Here is a 16,183-nt window from a genome sequence, read left to right as displayed (position 1 = left end):
GCAAGGCCCCGACCTCCCCACTCATCCAACCTCGACAAATTGTCTCGATTCGATGAACGGAACGGCCAGGGCCTTACGCTCATTTATCGCAGAACTCAGTTACCGCTTGAGTTCAGCGCTTCGGTCAGTGCAGCTTCCACTTCACTGGCGCTTACGCGCAACGGTTTGTCAGCATCACGGCGGCGCTTGCGCTCGCTGTGGTAAGCCAGACCGGTACCCGCCGGGATCAAACGACCCACGACTACGTTTTCTTTCAGGCCGCGCAGGTAATCGCGCTTGCCGGTTACCGCCGCTTCGGTCAGTACGCGAGTGGTTTCCTGGAAGGAAGCCGCCGAGATGAACGATTCGGTGGACAACGACGCCTTGGTGATACCCAGCAATACGCGAGTGAACTTGGAAACGAACTTCTCGTCGCCAGCCAGACGCTCGTTCTCTACCAGAACGTGAGTCAATTCCATCTGGTCGCCCTTGATGAAACTGGAATCGCCGGATTCAGCGATTTCAACTTTACGCAGCATCTGACGCAGGATGGTCTCGATGTGCTTATCGTTGATCTTCACGCCTTGCAGACGATAAACGTCCTGGATCTCGTTCACGATGTACTTGGCCAGCGCACTCACACCCAGCAGACGCAGGATGTCGTGTGGATCGCTCGGGCCGTCGGAGATAACTTCGCCGCGGTTTACCTGTTCGCCTTCGAAGACGTTCAGGTGACGCCACTTCGGAATCAGCTCTTCGTACGGATCGCTGCCGTCGTTCGGGGTGATAACCAGACGGCGCTTGCCTTTGGTTTCTTTACCGAACGCGATGGTGCCGCTGACTTCAGCCAGAATCGAGGCTTCTTTCGGACGGCGGGCTTCGAACAAGTCGGCAACACGCGGCAGACCACCGGTGATGTCACGGGTTTTCGAAGTCTCTTGCGGAATACGAGCGATAACATCACCGATCGCGATTTTCGCGCCGTCCGCTACGCCGACCAGGGCGTTAGCAGGCAGGAAGTACTGAGCAATTACGTCGGTACCCGGCAGCAAGAGATCCTTGCCGTTGTCATCAACCATCTTCACAGCAGGACGGATATCTTTACCGGCAGCTGGACGGTCTTTGGCGTCGAGTACTTCAATGTTGGTCATACCGGTCAATTCGTCAGTCTGACGCTTGATCGTGATGCCTTCTTCCATGCCCACGTAGGTCACGGTACCTTTCATTTCGGTAACGATTGGGTGAGTGTGCGGATCCCACTTGGCCACGATTGCGCCAGCGTCGACCTTGTCACCTTCTTTAACCGAAATCACAGCACCGTACGGCAGCTTGTAACGCTCGCGCTCACGACCGAAGTCATCAGCGATCGCCAGCTCACCGGAACGGGACACAGCAACCAGGCAACCATCCACTCGCTCAACGTGCTTCAGGTTATGCAGACGGACGGTGCCGCCATTCTTCACCTGAACGCTGTCGGCTGCGGAGGTCCGGCTTGCCGCACCACCGATGTGGAACGTACGCATGGTCAGCTGGGTACCCGGCTCACCGATGGACTGGGCAGCAATAACGCCGACCGCTTCACCGATGTTCACCTGGTGACCACGAGCCAAGTCACGGCCGTAGCACTTGGCGCAAATGCCGTAGCGGGTTTCGCAGCTGATCGGCGAACGCACGATCACTTCGTCGATGCTGTTCAGCTCGATGAACTCGACCCACTTCTCGTCTACCAGAGTACCGGCAGGAACGATGATTTCCTCGGTACCTGGCTTGAATACGTCACGGGCGATAACACGACCCAATACGCGCTCACCCAACGGCTCGACAACGTCACCGCCTTCAATGTGCGGAGTCATTACCAGGCCATGTTCGGTGCCGCAATCGATCTCGGTCACAACCAGATCCTGCGCCACGTCTACCAGACGACGAGTCAGGTAACCGGAGTTCGCAGTTTTCAACGCGGTATCCGCCAAACCTTTACGAGCACCGTGAGTGGAGATGAAGTACTGAAGTACGCTCAAACCTTCACGGAAGTTCGCTGTAATCGGCGTTTCGATGATGGAACCGTCCGGCTTGGCCATCAGGCCACGCATACCGGCGAGCTGACGGATCTGCGCAGCAGAACCCCGTGCGCCCGAGTCGGCCATCATGTACATCGAGTTGAAAGATTCTTGGTCGACTTCGACGCCATGACGGTCGATGACTTTCTCTTTCGAGAGGTTGGCCATCATCGCCTTGGAAACTTCGTCGTTCGCCTTGGACCAAAGGTCGATCACTTTGTTGTACTTCTCGCCCTGGGTTACCAGGCCGGAGGCGTACTGACTTTCGATCTCTTTCACTTCGTCGGTAGCAGCACCGATGATGCGGGCTTTTTCATCCGGGATAACGAAGTCGTTAACACCGATGGAAACGCCGGAAATGGTCGAATAAGCAAAACCGGTGTACATCAACTGGTCAGCGAAGATCACGGTCTCTTTCAAACCAACCACGCGGTAGCACTGGTTGATCAGCTTGGAGATCGCCTTTTTCTTCATCGGCTGGTTGACGACGTCGTACGACAGGCCTGGTGGAACAACCTGGAACAACAGCGCACGGCCGACAGTGGTGTCGACGATACGGGTGTTCTTGACGCTGCCGCCATCACGATCGTTGACGGTTTCGTTGATCCGCACTTTGACTTTAGCGTGCAGTGCGGCTTCGCCGGCACGGAACACACGGTCAACTTCTTGCAGATCCGCGAACACACGACCTTCGCCCTTGGCGTTGATCGCTTCACGAGTCATGTAGTACAGACCCAATACAACGTCCTGCGACGGAACGATGATTGGCTCACCGTTAGCTGGCGACAGAATGTTGTTGGTCGACATCATCAACGCACGCGCTTCCAACTGGGCTTCCAGTGTCAGCGGTACGTGCACGGCCATTTGGTCGCCGTCGAAGTCGGCGTTGTACGCAGCACAGACCAGAGGGTGCAGCTGGATAGCCTTACCTTCGATCAGTACCGGTTCAAACGCCTGGATACCCAGACGGTGAAGGGTCGGTGCACGGTTGAGGAGAACCGGGTGTTCGCGAATCACTTCAGCGAGAACGTCCCAAACCTCTGGCAGCTCGCGCTCGACCATCTTCTTGGCCGCTTTGATGGTGGTAGCAAGACCACGCATTTCCAGCTTGCCGAAAATGAACGGCTTGAACAGCTCGAGAGCCATCTTCTTCGGCAGACCGCACTGGTGCAGACGCAGGGTCGGACCTACGGTAATTACCGAGCGACCGGAGTAGTCAACACGCTTACCGAGCAAGTTCTGACGGAAACGACCCTGCTTACCCTTGATCATGTCAGCCAGGGATTTCAGAGGACGCTTGTTGGAACCAGTGATAGCGCGGCCACGACGACCGTTGTCGAGCAGTGCATCGACGGCTTCCTGCAACATACGCTTTTCGTTGCGCACGATGATGTCCGGAGCGGACAGATCGAGCAGACGCTTCAAGCGGTTGTTACGGTTGATCACTCGACGATACAGATCGTTGAGGTCGGAAGTCGCGAAGCGACCGCCATCCAGCGGGACCAGTGGACGCAGATCTGGCGGCAGAACCGGCAGAACGGTCAGCACCATCCACTCTGGCAGGTTGCCGGAACCCTGGAAGGCTTCCATCAACTTCAGACGCTTGGACAGCTTCTTGATCTTGGTTTCGGAGTTGGTTTGCGGAATTTCTTCACGCAGGCGACCAATCTCGTGCTCCAGGTCGATAGCGTGCAGCAGTTCACGGACAGCTTCGGCACCCATGCGGGCATCGAAATCGTCGCCGAACTCTTCCAGCGCTTCGAAGTACTGCTCGTCGTTGAGCAGCTGACCCTTTTCAAGGGTGGTCATGCCTGGATCGATAACGACATAGCTCTCGAAGTAGAGAACACGTTCGATATCACGCAGGGTCATGTCCATCAGCAAGCCGATACGGGACGGCAGCGATTTCAGGAACCAGATGTGGGCAACTGGCGAGGCCAGTTCGATGTGCGCCATGCGCTCACGACGAACTTTTGCCAGCGCGACTTCAACGCCGCACTTCTCGCAGATCACACCACGGTGCTTCAAGCGCTTGTACTTACCGCACAGGCACTCGTAATCCTTTACCGGGCCAAAGATCTTGGCGCAGAACAGGCCGTCACGCTCAGGTTTGAACGTACGGTAGTTGATGGTTTCCGGCTTTTTAACTTCACCGAACGACCACGAACGGATCATCTCAGGCGATGCCAATCCAATACGGATGGCGTCGAACTCTTCGACTTGACCCTGGTTTTTCAGCAAATTCAGTAGGTCTTTCAAGGCCTTTCCTCCTGGCGGAGCAGAGAGCGGGCAATCCTGCCCCGCTCTCGATTCGCGTCACGTGTTATTCGGTTTCCAGATCGATATCGATGCCGAGGGAACGAATTTCTTTGATCAACACGTTGAAGGACTCGGGCATGCCCGGCTCCATACGGTGATCGCCGTCCACGATGTTTTTGTACATCTTGGTCCGACCGTTCACATCGTCCGACTTCACTGTGAGCATTTCTTGCAGAGTGTAAGCAGCACCGTATGCTTCCAGTGCCCAGACCTCCATCTCCCCGAAACGCTGACCACCGAACTGTGCCTTACCACCCAGCGGCTGCTGGGTAACCAGGCTGTACGAACCGGTAGAACGAGCGTGCATCTTGTCGTCTACCAAGTGGTTCAGCTTCAGCATGTACATGTAGCCAACAGTAACCGGGCGCTCGAACTTGTTGCCGGTACGGCCGTCGGTCAGCTGCATCTGGCCGCTTTCTGGCAGGTCTGCCAGTTTCAGCATGGCCTTGATTTCGCTTTCCTTGGCGCCGTCGAACACTGGAGTGGCCATTGGTACGCCGCCACGCAGGTTCTTCGCCAGATCCAGGATTTCCTGGTCGGAGAAGCTATCCAGATCTTCGTTACGACCGCCGATCTGGTTGTAGATCTCATCCAGGAAGGTGCGAAGCTCAGCAACTTTACGCTGCTCTTCTACCATCCGGTTGATCTTCTCGCCCAGACCTTTGGCCGCGAGACCCAGGTGGGTTTCAAGGATCTGACCAACGTTCATACGCGAAGGTACGCCCAACGGGTTGAGGACGACGTCGACCGGGGTGCCATTGGCATCGTGCGGCATGTCTTCAACCGGCATGATCACGGAGACCACACCCTTGTTACCGTGACGACCGGCCATCTTGTCGCCCGGCTGGATGCGACGACGGATTGCCAGGTAAACCTTGACGATTTTCAGCACGCCTGGAGCCAGGTCATCGCCCTGCTGCAGTTTGCGCTTCTTGTCTTCGAACTTGTCGTCCAGCAGACGGCGGCGATCAACGATGTAGGCCTGAGCCTTCTCGAGCTGCTCGTTCAGAGCATCTTCAGCCATGCGCAGTTTGAACCACTGACCATGCTCAAGACCGTCGAGAACTTCGTCGGTGATTTCCTGACCTTTCTTCAGACCGGCGCCGCCTTCGGCTTTGTGGCCGACCAGAGCGGAACGCAGACGTTCGAAAGTGGCGCCTTCAACGATACGGAACTCTTCGTTCAGATCCTTGCGGATCTCGTCGAGTTGAGTCTTCTCGATCGACAGCGCACGAGCATCACGCTCAACGCCGTCACGGGTGAAGACCTGTACGTCGATGACAGTACCCTTGGTGCCGGTAGGCACACGCAGGGAAGTGTCTTTAACGTCGCTGGCTTTTTCACCGAAGATGGCACGCAGCAGTTTTTCTTCCGGAGTCAGTTGGGTCTCGCCTTTCGGAGTGACCTTACCAACCAGGATGTCGCCTGCGCCAACTTCAGCACCTACGTAAACGATACCGGCTTCGTCCAGCTTGTTCAGTGCAGCCTCACCCACGTTCGGGATGTCTGCAGTGATTTCCTCTGGTCCAAGCTTGGTGTCACGTGCCACACAGGTCAGTTCCTGAATGTGGATCGTGGTGAAACGGTCTTCCTGAACAACACGCTCGGACAGGCAGATGGAGTCTTCGAAGTTGAAGCCGTTCCATGCCATGAACGCGATACGCATGTTCTGACCCAGAGCCAGTTCACCCATATCGGTGGACGGACCGTCGGCCATGATGTCGCTGCGCTGAACCCGATCACCCTTGCTCACCAGCGGACGCTGGTTGATGCAGGTGTTCTGGTTGGAGCGGGTGTACTTGGTCAGGTTGTAGATGTCGACACCAGCTTCGCCGGTTTCAACTTCATCATCAGCAACACGAACCACAATACGGCTGGCGTCGACGGAATCGATCACGCCGCCACGACGAGCCACGACGCAAACGCCGGAGTCACGGGCTACGTTACGCTCCATGCCAGTACCGACCAGCGGCTTGTCAGCGCGCAGGGTTGGTACAGCTTGACGCTGCATGTTCGAACCCATCAACGCACGGTTGGCGTCGTCGTGCTCGAGGAACGGGATCAGAGACGCTGCGACCGAAACTACCTGCTTCGGCGATACGTCCATCAAGGTGACGTCTTCCGGCGCCTTGACGGTGAACTCGTTCAAGTGACGAACAGCTACCAGCTCGTCGATCAGGACTTTCTTGTCGTTCATCGTGGCCGAAGCCTGAGCGATCACGTGATCAGCTTCTTCGATGGCGGACAGGAACACGATCTCGTCGGTGACCAGAGCGTCTTTCACCACACGGTACGGGCTCTCGAGGAAGCCGTACTGGTTGGTGCGCGCATAGGCAGCCAAGGAGTTGATCAGACCGATGTTCGGACCTTCCGGCGTTTCAATCGGGCATACACGACCGTAGTGAGTCGGGTGTACGTCACGCACTTCAAAGCCAGCACGCTCACGAGTCAAACCGCCAGGGCCGAGTGCAGAAACACGACGCTTGTGGGTGATCTCGGACAGCGGGTTGTTCTGGTCCATGAACTGGGAAAGCTGGCTGGAACCGAAGAACTCTTTCACCGCCGCAGCCACTGGCTTGGCGTTGATCAGGTCTTGCGGCATCAGGCCTTCGCTTTCAGCCATCGACAGACGCTCTTTGACCGCACGCTCAACACGTACCAGGCCAACGCGGAACTGGTTCTCGGCCATTTCGCCTACGCAGCGAACACGACGGTTACCCAGGTGGTCGATGTCATCGACGATGCCTTTACCGTTACGGATGTCGACCAGAGTCTTCAGTACCGCGACGATGTCTTCCTTGCACAACACGCCCGAACCTTCGATCTCGGTACGACCGATACGACGGTTGAACTTCATCCGGCCGACCGCAGACAGGTCATAGCGCTCAGGGCTGAAGAACAGGTTGTTGAACAGGGTTTCGGCAGCGTCTTTGGTTGGCGGCTCGCCAGGACGCATCATGCGATAGATCTCGACCAGCGCTTCCAATTGGTTGCTGGTGGAGTCGATCTTCAGAGTGTCGGAGACGAACGGACCGCAGTCGATATCGTTGGTGTACAGAGTTTCGATGCGAACAACCTGAGCCTTGGCGATTTTTGCCAGGATCTCGGTGTTCAGCTCGGTGTTGCACTCTGCCAGGATTTCGCCGGTTGCCGGATGCACGATGACCTTGGCGGTAGTGCGACCCAGGACGTAGTCCAGAGGCACTTGCAGCTCTTTGATCCCTGCTTTTTCCAGCTGGTTGATGTGGCGAGCAGTGATACGACGACCTTGCTCGACAATAACCTTGCCTTTGTCATCCAGGATATCCAGGACAGCAATTTCACCACGCAGGCGCTGAGGCACCAGTTCCAGGCTGAGGTTTTCACCTTGCACGTGGAAGACGTTGGTGGTGTAGAACGCGTCCAGCACTTCTTCAGTGGTATAGCCCAGCGCGCGCAGCAGTACCGATGCAGGCAGCTTGCGACGACGGTCGATACGCACGAACACGCAGTCTTTCGGGTCGAACTCGAAGTCCAGCCACGAACCGCGGTAAGGAATGATGCGCGCGGAGTACAGCAGTTTGCCGGAGCTGTGCGTCTTGCCACGGTCGTGGTCGAAGAACACGCCCGGGGAACGGTGCAGCTGGGAAACGATTACACGCTCGGTACCGTTGATTACGAAGGTACCGTTTTCAGTCATCAGGGGGATTTCACCCATGTAGACTTCTTGCTCTTTGATGTCCTTGATCGCTTTGTTCGACGATTCTTTGTCGAAAATGATCAGGCGCACTTTTACCCGCAAAGGTACGGCGTAAGTTACACCGCGCAATACGCATTCTTTGACATCAAATGCCGGTTCGCCCAGGCGATAACCGACGTACTCCAGCGCAGCATTGCCGGAGTAGCTGATGATCGGGAAAACGGATTTGAAGGCCGCATGCAGGCCCACGTCGCGGAACTGATCTTTAGTCGCTCCCGCTTGCAAGAATTCACGATACGAATCCAGCTGGATGGCCAGGAGGTACGGCACATCCATGACGTCCGGCAACTTGCTAAAGTCCTTGCGGATACGTTTTTTCTCAGTATATGAGTAAGCCATCAGCGTTCCCCAGCTTGGTCACCTGCTTGTTTGGCCCCTCCCGACGGGAGCAGCCAGAAAATCGTGCAAACCCCATGGTTTGCGCCACCGCATCGGGTGGTTACAGCTCGTTACCAGCACCGACCCAGTCGGCTGCCAATAACGGAAAAAGGCCGGTGGCAAGAGCCACCAGCCATCAGCCTTTCGCTTAACGCTCGGGCTGGAGGTGCAAAGTCGATGCTTACTTCAGCTCGACTTTAGCGCCTGCTTCTTCCAGAGTTGCTTTGGCTTTGTCAGCTGCGTCTTTCGAAACAGCTTCCAGAACCATGGCAGGAGCGCCGTCAACTACAGCCTTGGCTTCTTTCAGGCCCAGACCGGTCAGTTCACGTACTGCCTTGATCACGTTAACTTTCTTCTCGCCAGCTTCGGTCAGCATGACGTTGAATTCAGTTTGTTCTTCAACAACGGCAGCAACAGCAGCTGGACCAGCGGAAGCAGCGGCAGCGGAAACGCCGAACTTCTCTTCCATGGCCTTGATCAGCTCAACGATTTCCAGAACGGATTTTTCGCCGATTGCTTCGATGATTTGGTCGTTAGTCAGAGACATGACTATAAATTCCTGTATTGGGGTGACAGCCTACGCGGCCATCGAAATAAACAATAAACGCTGAAAGGAGTCGCTCAGCCTTAGGCTGCAGCAGCTTCTTTCTGGTCGCGAAGGGCCGCCAGAGTACGAGCCAATTTGCTGGTTGCGCCTTGAATCACGCTCATCAGCTGAGAAATTGCTTCGTCACGGGTCGGCAGACTTGCCAGTACGTCGATCTGATTAGCTGCGAGGAACTTGCCCTCGAACGCAGCTGCCTTGATCTCGAACTTATCCTGACCTTTTGCGAATTCTTTGAAGATACGAGCAGCAGCGCCCGGATGTTCTTTCGAAAATGCAATCAAGGTCGGGCCGGTGAACACGTCGTTGAGCACGTCATATTGAGTGCCAGCAACGGCGCGCTTAAGCAGGGTGTTACGTACAACACGTACGTAAACGCCAGCTTCACGAGCCTCTTTACGGAGTCCGGTCATAGCGCCAACTGTCACGCCGCGGGCATCAGCCACAACAGCAGACAGGGCAACATTGGCAGCCTCGTTGACTTCAGCGACGATGGCCTTCTTGTCTTCGAGTTTAATTGCCACGGGTTTAACTCCTGCTTGTTACCGTTTCATCCAACCGAAGCCGGATGTCGTTTTGGTGTCTGATTCGGTAAGGAACCGGGAGCACCATCTGCGTAGGCTTGAGGTTTAAGACTTGCGTCGCCTACGGTCTTGGATAGCCCCCGCCAGGCAGGGACCCCAATCTTTCAATTGGCGCAATCGCTTGCGCCAACCTGTGTCTTACGCGTCGAGCGAGCCTTGGTCGATGACCAGACCTGGACCCATGGTGGTGCTCAGGGTAACGCGCTTGACGTAAATACCTTTCGAGGAAGCTGGCTTGATACGCTTCAGATCAGCGATCAGGGCTTCAACGTTTTCCTTCAGCTTGACGGCATCGAAGCCGACTTTGCCAACGGAGGTGTGGATGATGCCGTTTTTGTCGGTGCGATAACGAACCTGACCAGCCTTGGCGTTTTTAACCGCGGTAGCTACGTCTGGAGTTACAGTGCCGACTTTAGGGTTAGGCATCAGGCCGCGTGGGCCCAGGATCTGACCCAACTGACCAACAACGCGCATGGCATCCGGGGATGCGATAACTACGTCATAGTTCAGGTCGCCGCCTTTCATTTCGGCAGCCAGGTCGTCCATACCTACACGGTCAGCGCCGGCAGCCAGAGCAGCCTCGGCAGCTGGACCCTGGGTGAACACAGCAACGCGAACAGTCTTGCCAGTGCCGTGTGGCAGCACGGTAGCGCTACGAACGACCTGGTCGGATTTACGCGGATCAACACCCAGGTTCACAGCAACGTCGAACGACTCGCTGAACTTGACAGTCGACAGCTCAGCCAGCAGAGCGGCAGCGTCTACAAAGTTGTAGGACTTGCCTGCTTCGATTTTGCCGGCGATAGCCTTTTGACGCTTGGTCAACTTAGCCATTACACACCCTCCACGTTAAGGCCCATGCTACGAGCAGAACCGGCGATAGTACGCACGGCTGCTTCCATATCAGCTGCAGTCAGATCCGCGTTTTTGGTTTTCGCGATTTCTTCCAGCTGAGCACGGGTCACGGTGCCAACCTTAACGGTGTTCGGACGAGCGGAACCGCTAGTCAGACCGGCAGCCTTCTTCAGCAGAACCGAAGCAGGTGTGGATTTGGTTTCGAAAGTGAAGCTACGGTCGCTGTAGACAGTGATGATCACTGGAGTCGGCAGACCTGGCTCAATACCCTGAGTACGGGCGTTGAAAGCCTTGCAGAATTCCATGATGTTCACGCCGTGCTGACCCAGAGCAGGACCAACAGGTGGACTTGGGTTAGCCTGAGCGGCCTTCACTTGCAGCTTGATGTAAGCGGTAATCTTCTTGGCCATGAGGCACTCCAATTACGGGTTCGAACGCCTCGTAAGGCTCCCCGGTTACTTGCGCGTTTATCCCAGTGACGACAAAACCCCACAGCCTAGGGCTGCGGGGTTGGGATGCTTGCTCAGCTAGACCTTTTCGACCTGGCTGAACTCTAGCTCTACCGGAGTAGAGCGACCGAAAATGAGCACTGCCACTTGGATCCGGCTCTTCTCGTAGTTAACTTCTTCAACCGTGCCAGTAAAATCAGCAAACGGCCCATCATTGACACGTACCGACTCACCCGGCTCGAACAACGTCTTCGGCTTCGGCTTGTCGCTACCATCAGCAACGCGACGCAGAATCGCTTCTGCCTCTTTATCAGTGATCGGCGCAGGCTTATCAGCAGTACCGCCGATGAAACCCATCACCCGAGGAGTATCCTTGACCAAGTGCCAAGTACCCTCGTTCATGTCCATCTGGACCAGCACATAACCTGGGAAGAACTTGCGCTCGCTTTTGCGTTTCTGGCCATTACGCATTTCAACCACTTCTTCAGTGGGAACCAGAATTTCGCCAAAGCCATCTTCCATGCCAGCCAGCTTTACGCGCTCTACCAACGAGCGCATGACATGCTTCTCGTAACCGGAGTAAGCATGCACAACGTACCAACGCTTAGCCACGGGACACCCTTAGCCGACAATCAAGGAAACAAGCCAGCCGAGCAGGGAATCAAGCCCCCACAACAGCAACGCCATAACCAGGACAACAGCCACAACAATCAGCGTGGTCTGCGTGGTTTCTTGGCGAGTTGGCCATACGACTTTACGAATCTCGGTGCGAGCTTCCTTAACCAGTACAAAGAAAGACTTGCCCTTGACTGTCTGCAGGCCTACAAAGGCAGCTACAACAGCAATGACAAGCAAAGCAAGTACGCGGTACAGGATCGGCGAAGCAGAGTAATACTGATTGCCAACAACGCCAACAACCACCAAAGCGACTACTACTAGCCACTTGAGCAGATCGAAGCGAGAGCCTTGAGCTTCAGCTTTAGGAGTCATCTATGAAGATCCTGTGAAAAGAAAGCCAGACACACCAAGTGAATCTGGCAGGTCAGGAGGGAATCGAACCCCCAACCTACGGTTTTGGAGACCGTCGCTCTGCCAATTGAGCTACTGACCTAAAACAAAATCAGGCCGACCATTATGCCGGCCCGAAAAAGACATTACAACAACTTACTCGATGACTTTTGCTACGACACCAGCGCCGACGGTACGACCGCCCTCACGGATAGCGAAACGCAGACCATCTTCCATCGCGATGGTTTTGATCAGGGTAACGGTCATTTGAACGTTATCACCCGGCATCACCATTTCAACACCTTCCGGCAGCTCACAGTTACCAGTCACGTCAGTTGTACGGAAGTAGAACTGTGGACGGTAGCCCTTGAAGAACGGAGTGTGACGACCGCCTTCTTCCTTGCTCAGAACATAAACCTCAGCAGTGAACTTGGTATGCGGCTTGACAGTGCCGGGCTTGACCAGAACCTGGCCACGCTCAACATCATCACGCTTGGTACCACGCAGCAAAACGCCGCAGTTCTCGCCTGCACGACCTTCGTCGAGCAGCTTGCGGAACATTTCAACACCAGTGCAAGTAGTTTTGACAGTGTCACGAAGACCAACAATCTCAACTTCTTCCTGAATGCGGACAATGCCACGCTCAACACGACCAGTCACAACAGTACCGCGACCGGAGATCGAGAACACATCCTCGATCGGCATCAGGAACGGCTTATCGATAGCACGCTCAGGCTGCGGAATATAGCTATCCAGAGTCTCGACCAACTTCTTGACGGCAGTAGTGCCCATCTCGTTGTCGTCTTGACCATTCAGCGCCATCAGCGCCGAACCAATGATGATCGGAGTGTCGTCACCTGGGAAATCGTAAGTGCTCAACAGATCGCGCACCTCCATCTCAACCAGTTCCAGCAACTCAGCATCGTCAACCATGTCAGCCTTGTTCAGGAAGACAACGATGTACGGAACGCCAACCTGACGGGACAGCAGGATGTGCTCACGGGTTTGCGGCATCGGACCATCAGCGGCCGAGCAAACCAGAATCGCACCATCCATCTGCGCAGCACCGGTAATCATGTTTTTTACGTAGTCGGCGTGACCTGGACAGTCAACATGCGCGTAGTGACGCACAGCCGAATCGTACTCAACATGAGCAGTGTTAATGGTGATACCACGAGCTTTTTCTTCTGGGGCGCTATCGATCTTGTCGAAGTCAACCTTTGCCGAACCGAACACTTCGGAGCAGACGCGGGTCAGAGCGGCGGTCAAGGTCGTCTTGCCATGGTCTACGTGACCAATGGTGCCAACGTTGACGTGCGGCTTGTTACGTTCGAACTTTTCCTTAGCCATCGAAATCACCCCTAGCAGAAGAATTAAGCAAGTACTATCAGCCATTAAAACAAAGGCAGATATTTTCATATCTGCCTTGTTATATGGAGCTCTTGAGCGGATTTGAACCGCTGACCTCACCCTTACCAAGGGTGTGCTCTACCAACTGAGCTACAAGAGCGTAACACTTTGCAGGACCTGCAAACTTGGAGCGGGTAGCGGGAATCGAACCCGCATCATCAGCTTGGAAGGCTGAGGTTCTACCACTAAACTATACCCGCGGAGCTTGCAGCTCTCGCTAAAAATGGTGGAGGGGGAAGGATTCGAACCTTCGAAGTCGTAGACGTCAGATTTACAGTCTGATCCCTTTGGCCGCTCGGGAACCCCTCCTAAGCGAGCCGGCATTCTATATCATGCCAGCCTTCTGTCAAGCATTTTCTCATTAAAAACCTGAGGTTAGCTGCGTTGACCTCGCTTCACACTGCTGACCGCTAAAGGTCTTCACTGCGAAGCGGGCGCCATTCTATGCAAACTATTCGACGGGTGCAACCCCCTCGCACGGCATTATTTTATGTTTTAACTCATTGAATTCTTTAGAAAGGTTTTGCAACTGCGAGTCACCCAGCAAACGCCGGCTTTCCGGGGCTATGCGCACCCAGTAACCAGCATATTCGGGAAGATCCTTCGGCAAGGACTGAAACCTGATATCCATGTCATTCAATCGGCGCTCGATTACCTGGGCGACGTCCTGTCGAGCAGAACCTCCCAGATAGAGACAACTGCTATCCGCCTGCGTGGATTTTCCTTTGTCTCGAGCCGTATCCGTCGCCTCGCTCAACAAACGAATATCCTGCTGCGAGCCGCGATACAAACTCAAGGGCGTTACATCCTTCGCGCGAAGCGGAGCCTCCTGTTGGTGCCAGACGTAATAGAACACATTGAGAACAAGCAACAGCAGGAACAACCAACGCATAAATACCTCAGGACAAGGGACACGCCATCGCCAAACCTACAAATACCAGGTCTGGAACCACCCTGGCCTCGGGCACAATCTCGGAGACCAGATCAGCATCCCCTCCAGTCAGGAAGACTGCGAAATCTTCTCCCCAATAGCTGCGCGCCAACTCTAGCTGAGTCAGGACAAACCCTCTCAACATTAGCAAACAACCTCGCTCGACCGCCTCGACGGTTGTACGCCCAGGAACAAGACTTTCCAAAGCGCGCTCGGCAGCAAGATCTCCATAGCGAATTCTACGGGTATGGGTACGCAGCTGGTTGCGCATCAAAGGCATCCCCGGACAGATAAATCCACCGAGATGCTCACCATCTCCTGCAATAAAGTCAGCCGTAACAGCCGTACCAAAGTCGAGCACCAGACAAGCACCCGAAGCCAGATGAAATCCTCCGAGCACTGCAAGCCAGCGATCAAGCCCTAGCCGCTCGAACTCCTCATAGCCATTTCGAACCCCGGACATCTCCCGAGCCGGTGCCGCGCACACGACGGAAACGCCAAAAGCCTCGGTCAACAGAGAAATCAGTGCACTGGTTTCTTCGGCGGTTCTGACACTAACCAAACGACAATGCATGAGAGCGAGCCCCTTGAGCCCTCTCAAGCTCTCCAGCAATGCGAGATCTGTATCAACGACCCCCTCGCCAATCACCCGCCGGACATCCTCGCCGAGCACACGCCATTTGATGAAACTGTTTCCACAATCGAGCTCAAGAATCATCACGCAACCTCAGGCTGAGCTCGCCACCACTAAAGACCTTCTCCACACCATTCACCTTCAAGCGCAAGGCACCCTGACTATCGATACCCAGCACCTCCCCATCTATCTGACTCACACCGGCAATCAACGATACCGTCCGCCCCTGCCATAGATGATTTTGCTCCCACTCCGCCTGGATAGCCGAAAACCCGCCGGCCTGGTGGCGATTTAAATAGGCCTGGAGCATCAACCCTAACTCCGCAACCAGATGATTGCGATCAACTGCCTTACCCGACTCGAGGCGCATGGACGTCCATTGCTGATCAACCTCATCGGTCATCTGCATGTTCACATTTATTCCGACACCGATCACCACGTGACACACATCAGCAGGATCCCCCACCAACTCGAGCAGTATTCCAGCAATCTTTTGCTGACCCACCAGAACATCATTCGGCCACTTCAACCCCACACCCGAGACACCAAGCTCTCGCAAGGCCTGCATTACGGCAAGCCCGACAACAAGACTCAAGCCCTCCAGCTGCCGCATCCCACCATCAATACGCAGCACCAGACTGTAATAGATGTTTTCCGCGAACGGGCTGACCCATTTGCGCCCACGCCGTCCACGACCGGCCGTTTGCCGCTCAGCGAGCACCAGAAATGGCGCAGGCTGGCCACGCTCGATAGCGCGCAAGGCTTCAGCGTTGGTGGAGTCAATTGAGTCGAAGACTAGAATGGGCCACTCACAAGAAGGCGCCTGCGCGCTTATTTCCGCAGGATCAAGCAGTGTCAATGGCGCAGCTAGTTGATAGCCGCGACCGCGCACTTTGTGAATGGATAAACCGAGTTCAGCTTCCAGGTGCTGAAGTTGCTTCCATACAGCGCTACGACTGACGCCCAAGGCAGCACCCAGGGCTTGGCCCGAATGGAATCGACCATCCTTAAGAAGCTTTAACAACGTCAGCATGCAAGTCTCGCCTCACAATGAGGCCCGCATGATATCCATGCCCCGGGCTGTTGCATAGAAACCCTACAAGCGAGATTTTCCTGCGGACAAAACAAAACCCCTACCTGCATACGCAGATAGGGGTTTCGGAATTTAATCTTGACGATGACCTACTCTCACATGGGGAAACCCCACACTACCATCGGCGATGCATCGTTTCACTG

At 55.2% G+C, this 16,183-nt stretch carries 12 protein-coding genes and 4 tRNA genes; all 16 read right to left on the bottom strand.

Going from position 1 to position 16,183, the window contains the following annotated elements:
• Positions 1 to 95 precede the first annotated feature (95 nt).
• The gene (gene rpoC, locus IB250_RS19295; RefSeq protein WP_007896632.1) at positions 96 to 4,295 is read right to left on the bottom strand and encodes a DNA-directed RNA polymerase subunit beta'; all 4,200 of its coding nucleotides are present in this window, start codon (positions 4,293 to 4,295) and stop codon (positions 96 to 98) included.
• A gap of 64 nt (positions 4,296 to 4,359) precedes the next feature.
• Positions 4,360 to 8,433 (bottom strand): DNA-directed RNA polymerase subunit beta, encoded by a 4,074-nt coding sequence (gene rpoB / locus IB250_RS19290; RefSeq protein ID WP_007896631.1) that lies wholly within the window; start codon positions 8,431 to 8,433, stop codon positions 4,360 to 4,362.
• Positions 8,434 to 8,653: 220 nt separating this feature from the next.
• Complete coding sequence (rplL, locus tag IB250_RS19285) at positions 8,654 to 9,019, bottom strand: 50S ribosomal protein L7/L12 (protein ID WP_008073881.1); 366 nt, start codon at positions 9,017 to 9,019, stop codon at positions 8,654 to 8,656.
• A gap of 80 nt (positions 9,020 to 9,099) precedes the next feature.
• Positions 9,100 to 9,600 carry a 50S ribosomal protein L10 gene (gene rplJ, locus IB250_RS19280; protein ID WP_007896629.1) on the bottom strand — a complete coding sequence of 167 codons (501 nt, stop codon included), beginning with the start codon at positions 9,598 to 9,600 and terminating at the stop codon, positions 9,100 to 9,102.
• A 198-nt stretch (positions 9,601 to 9,798) separates the two neighbouring features.
• Positions 9,799 to 10,494: a 50S ribosomal protein L1 gene (rplA, locus tag IB250_RS19275; RefSeq protein WP_007896626.1), complete on the bottom strand. Its 696-nt coding sequence runs from the start codon at positions 10,492 to 10,494 to the stop codon at positions 9,799 to 9,801.
• Entirely contained in the window at positions 10,494 to 10,925 is a 432-nt protein-coding gene (rplK, locus tag IB250_RS19270) for a 50S ribosomal protein L11 (protein WP_008008888.1), read from the bottom strand. Before rplK ends, rplA begins: the two co-directional genes overlap by 1 nt.
• A gap of 117 nt (positions 10,926 to 11,042) precedes the next feature.
• Positions 11,043 to 11,576 carry a transcription termination/antitermination protein NusG gene (nusG, locus tag IB250_RS19265; RefSeq protein ID WP_007896622.1) on the bottom strand — a complete coding sequence of 178 codons (534 nt, stop codon included), beginning with the start codon at positions 11,574 to 11,576 and terminating at the stop codon, positions 11,043 to 11,045.
• Between the two features lie 9 nt (positions 11,577 to 11,585).
• Complete coding sequence (secE, locus tag IB250_RS19260; protein ID WP_192345266.1) at positions 11,586 to 11,954, bottom strand: preprotein translocase subunit SecE; 369 nt, start codon at positions 11,952 to 11,954, stop codon at positions 11,586 to 11,588.
• Positions 11,955 to 11,999: 45 nt separating this feature from the next.
• A tRNA-Trp gene (locus IB250_RS19255) sits at positions 12,000 to 12,075 on the bottom strand.
• A gap of 53 nt (positions 12,076 to 12,128) precedes the next feature.
• The gene (gene tuf / locus IB250_RS19250) at positions 12,129 to 13,322 is read right to left on the bottom strand and encodes an elongation factor Tu (RefSeq protein WP_007896619.1); all 1,194 of its coding nucleotides are present in this window, start codon (positions 13,320 to 13,322) and stop codon (positions 12,129 to 12,131) included.
• Positions 13,323 to 13,406: 84 nt separating this feature from the next.
• Positions 13,407 to 13,482, bottom strand: a tRNA-Thr gene (locus tag IB250_RS19245).
• Positions 13,483 to 13,508: 26 nt separating this feature from the next.
• Positions 13,509 to 13,582: transfer RNA gene (locus IB250_RS19240), tRNA-Gly, on the bottom strand.
• A gap of 24 nt (positions 13,583 to 13,606) precedes the next feature.
• Positions 13,607 to 13,691: transfer RNA gene (locus tag IB250_RS19235), tRNA-Tyr, on the bottom strand.
• A 142-nt stretch (positions 13,692 to 13,833) separates the two neighbouring features.
• Positions 13,834 to 14,274: a hypothetical protein gene (locus IB250_RS19230; RefSeq protein WP_192345265.1), complete on the bottom strand. Its 441-nt coding sequence runs from the start codon at positions 14,272 to 14,274 to the stop codon at positions 13,834 to 13,836.
• 7 nt (positions 14,275 to 14,281) lie between these two features.
• Entirely contained in the window at positions 14,282 to 15,031 is a 750-nt protein-coding gene (locus IB250_RS19225; protein ID WP_192345264.1) for a pantothenate kinase, read from the bottom strand.
• Entirely contained in the window at positions 15,021 to 15,980 is a 960-nt protein-coding gene (gene birA, locus IB250_RS19220; protein WP_192345263.1) for a bifunctional biotin--[acetyl-CoA-carboxylase] ligase/biotin operon repressor BirA, read from the bottom strand. Before birA ends, IB250_RS19225 begins: the two co-directional genes overlap by 11 nt.
• Positions 15,981 to 16,183: the final 203 nt, after the last annotated feature.

Origin of the sequence: Pseudomonas sp. PDM09 (assembly GCF_014852305.1) — a bacterium.
Taxonomy (GTDB): Bacteria; Pseudomonadota; Gammaproteobacteria; order Pseudomonadales; family Pseudomonadaceae; genus Aquipseudomonas.
Note: the sequence above shows the minus strand (reverse complement) of the source record. Positions and strands in the feature narration are given on the sequence as shown.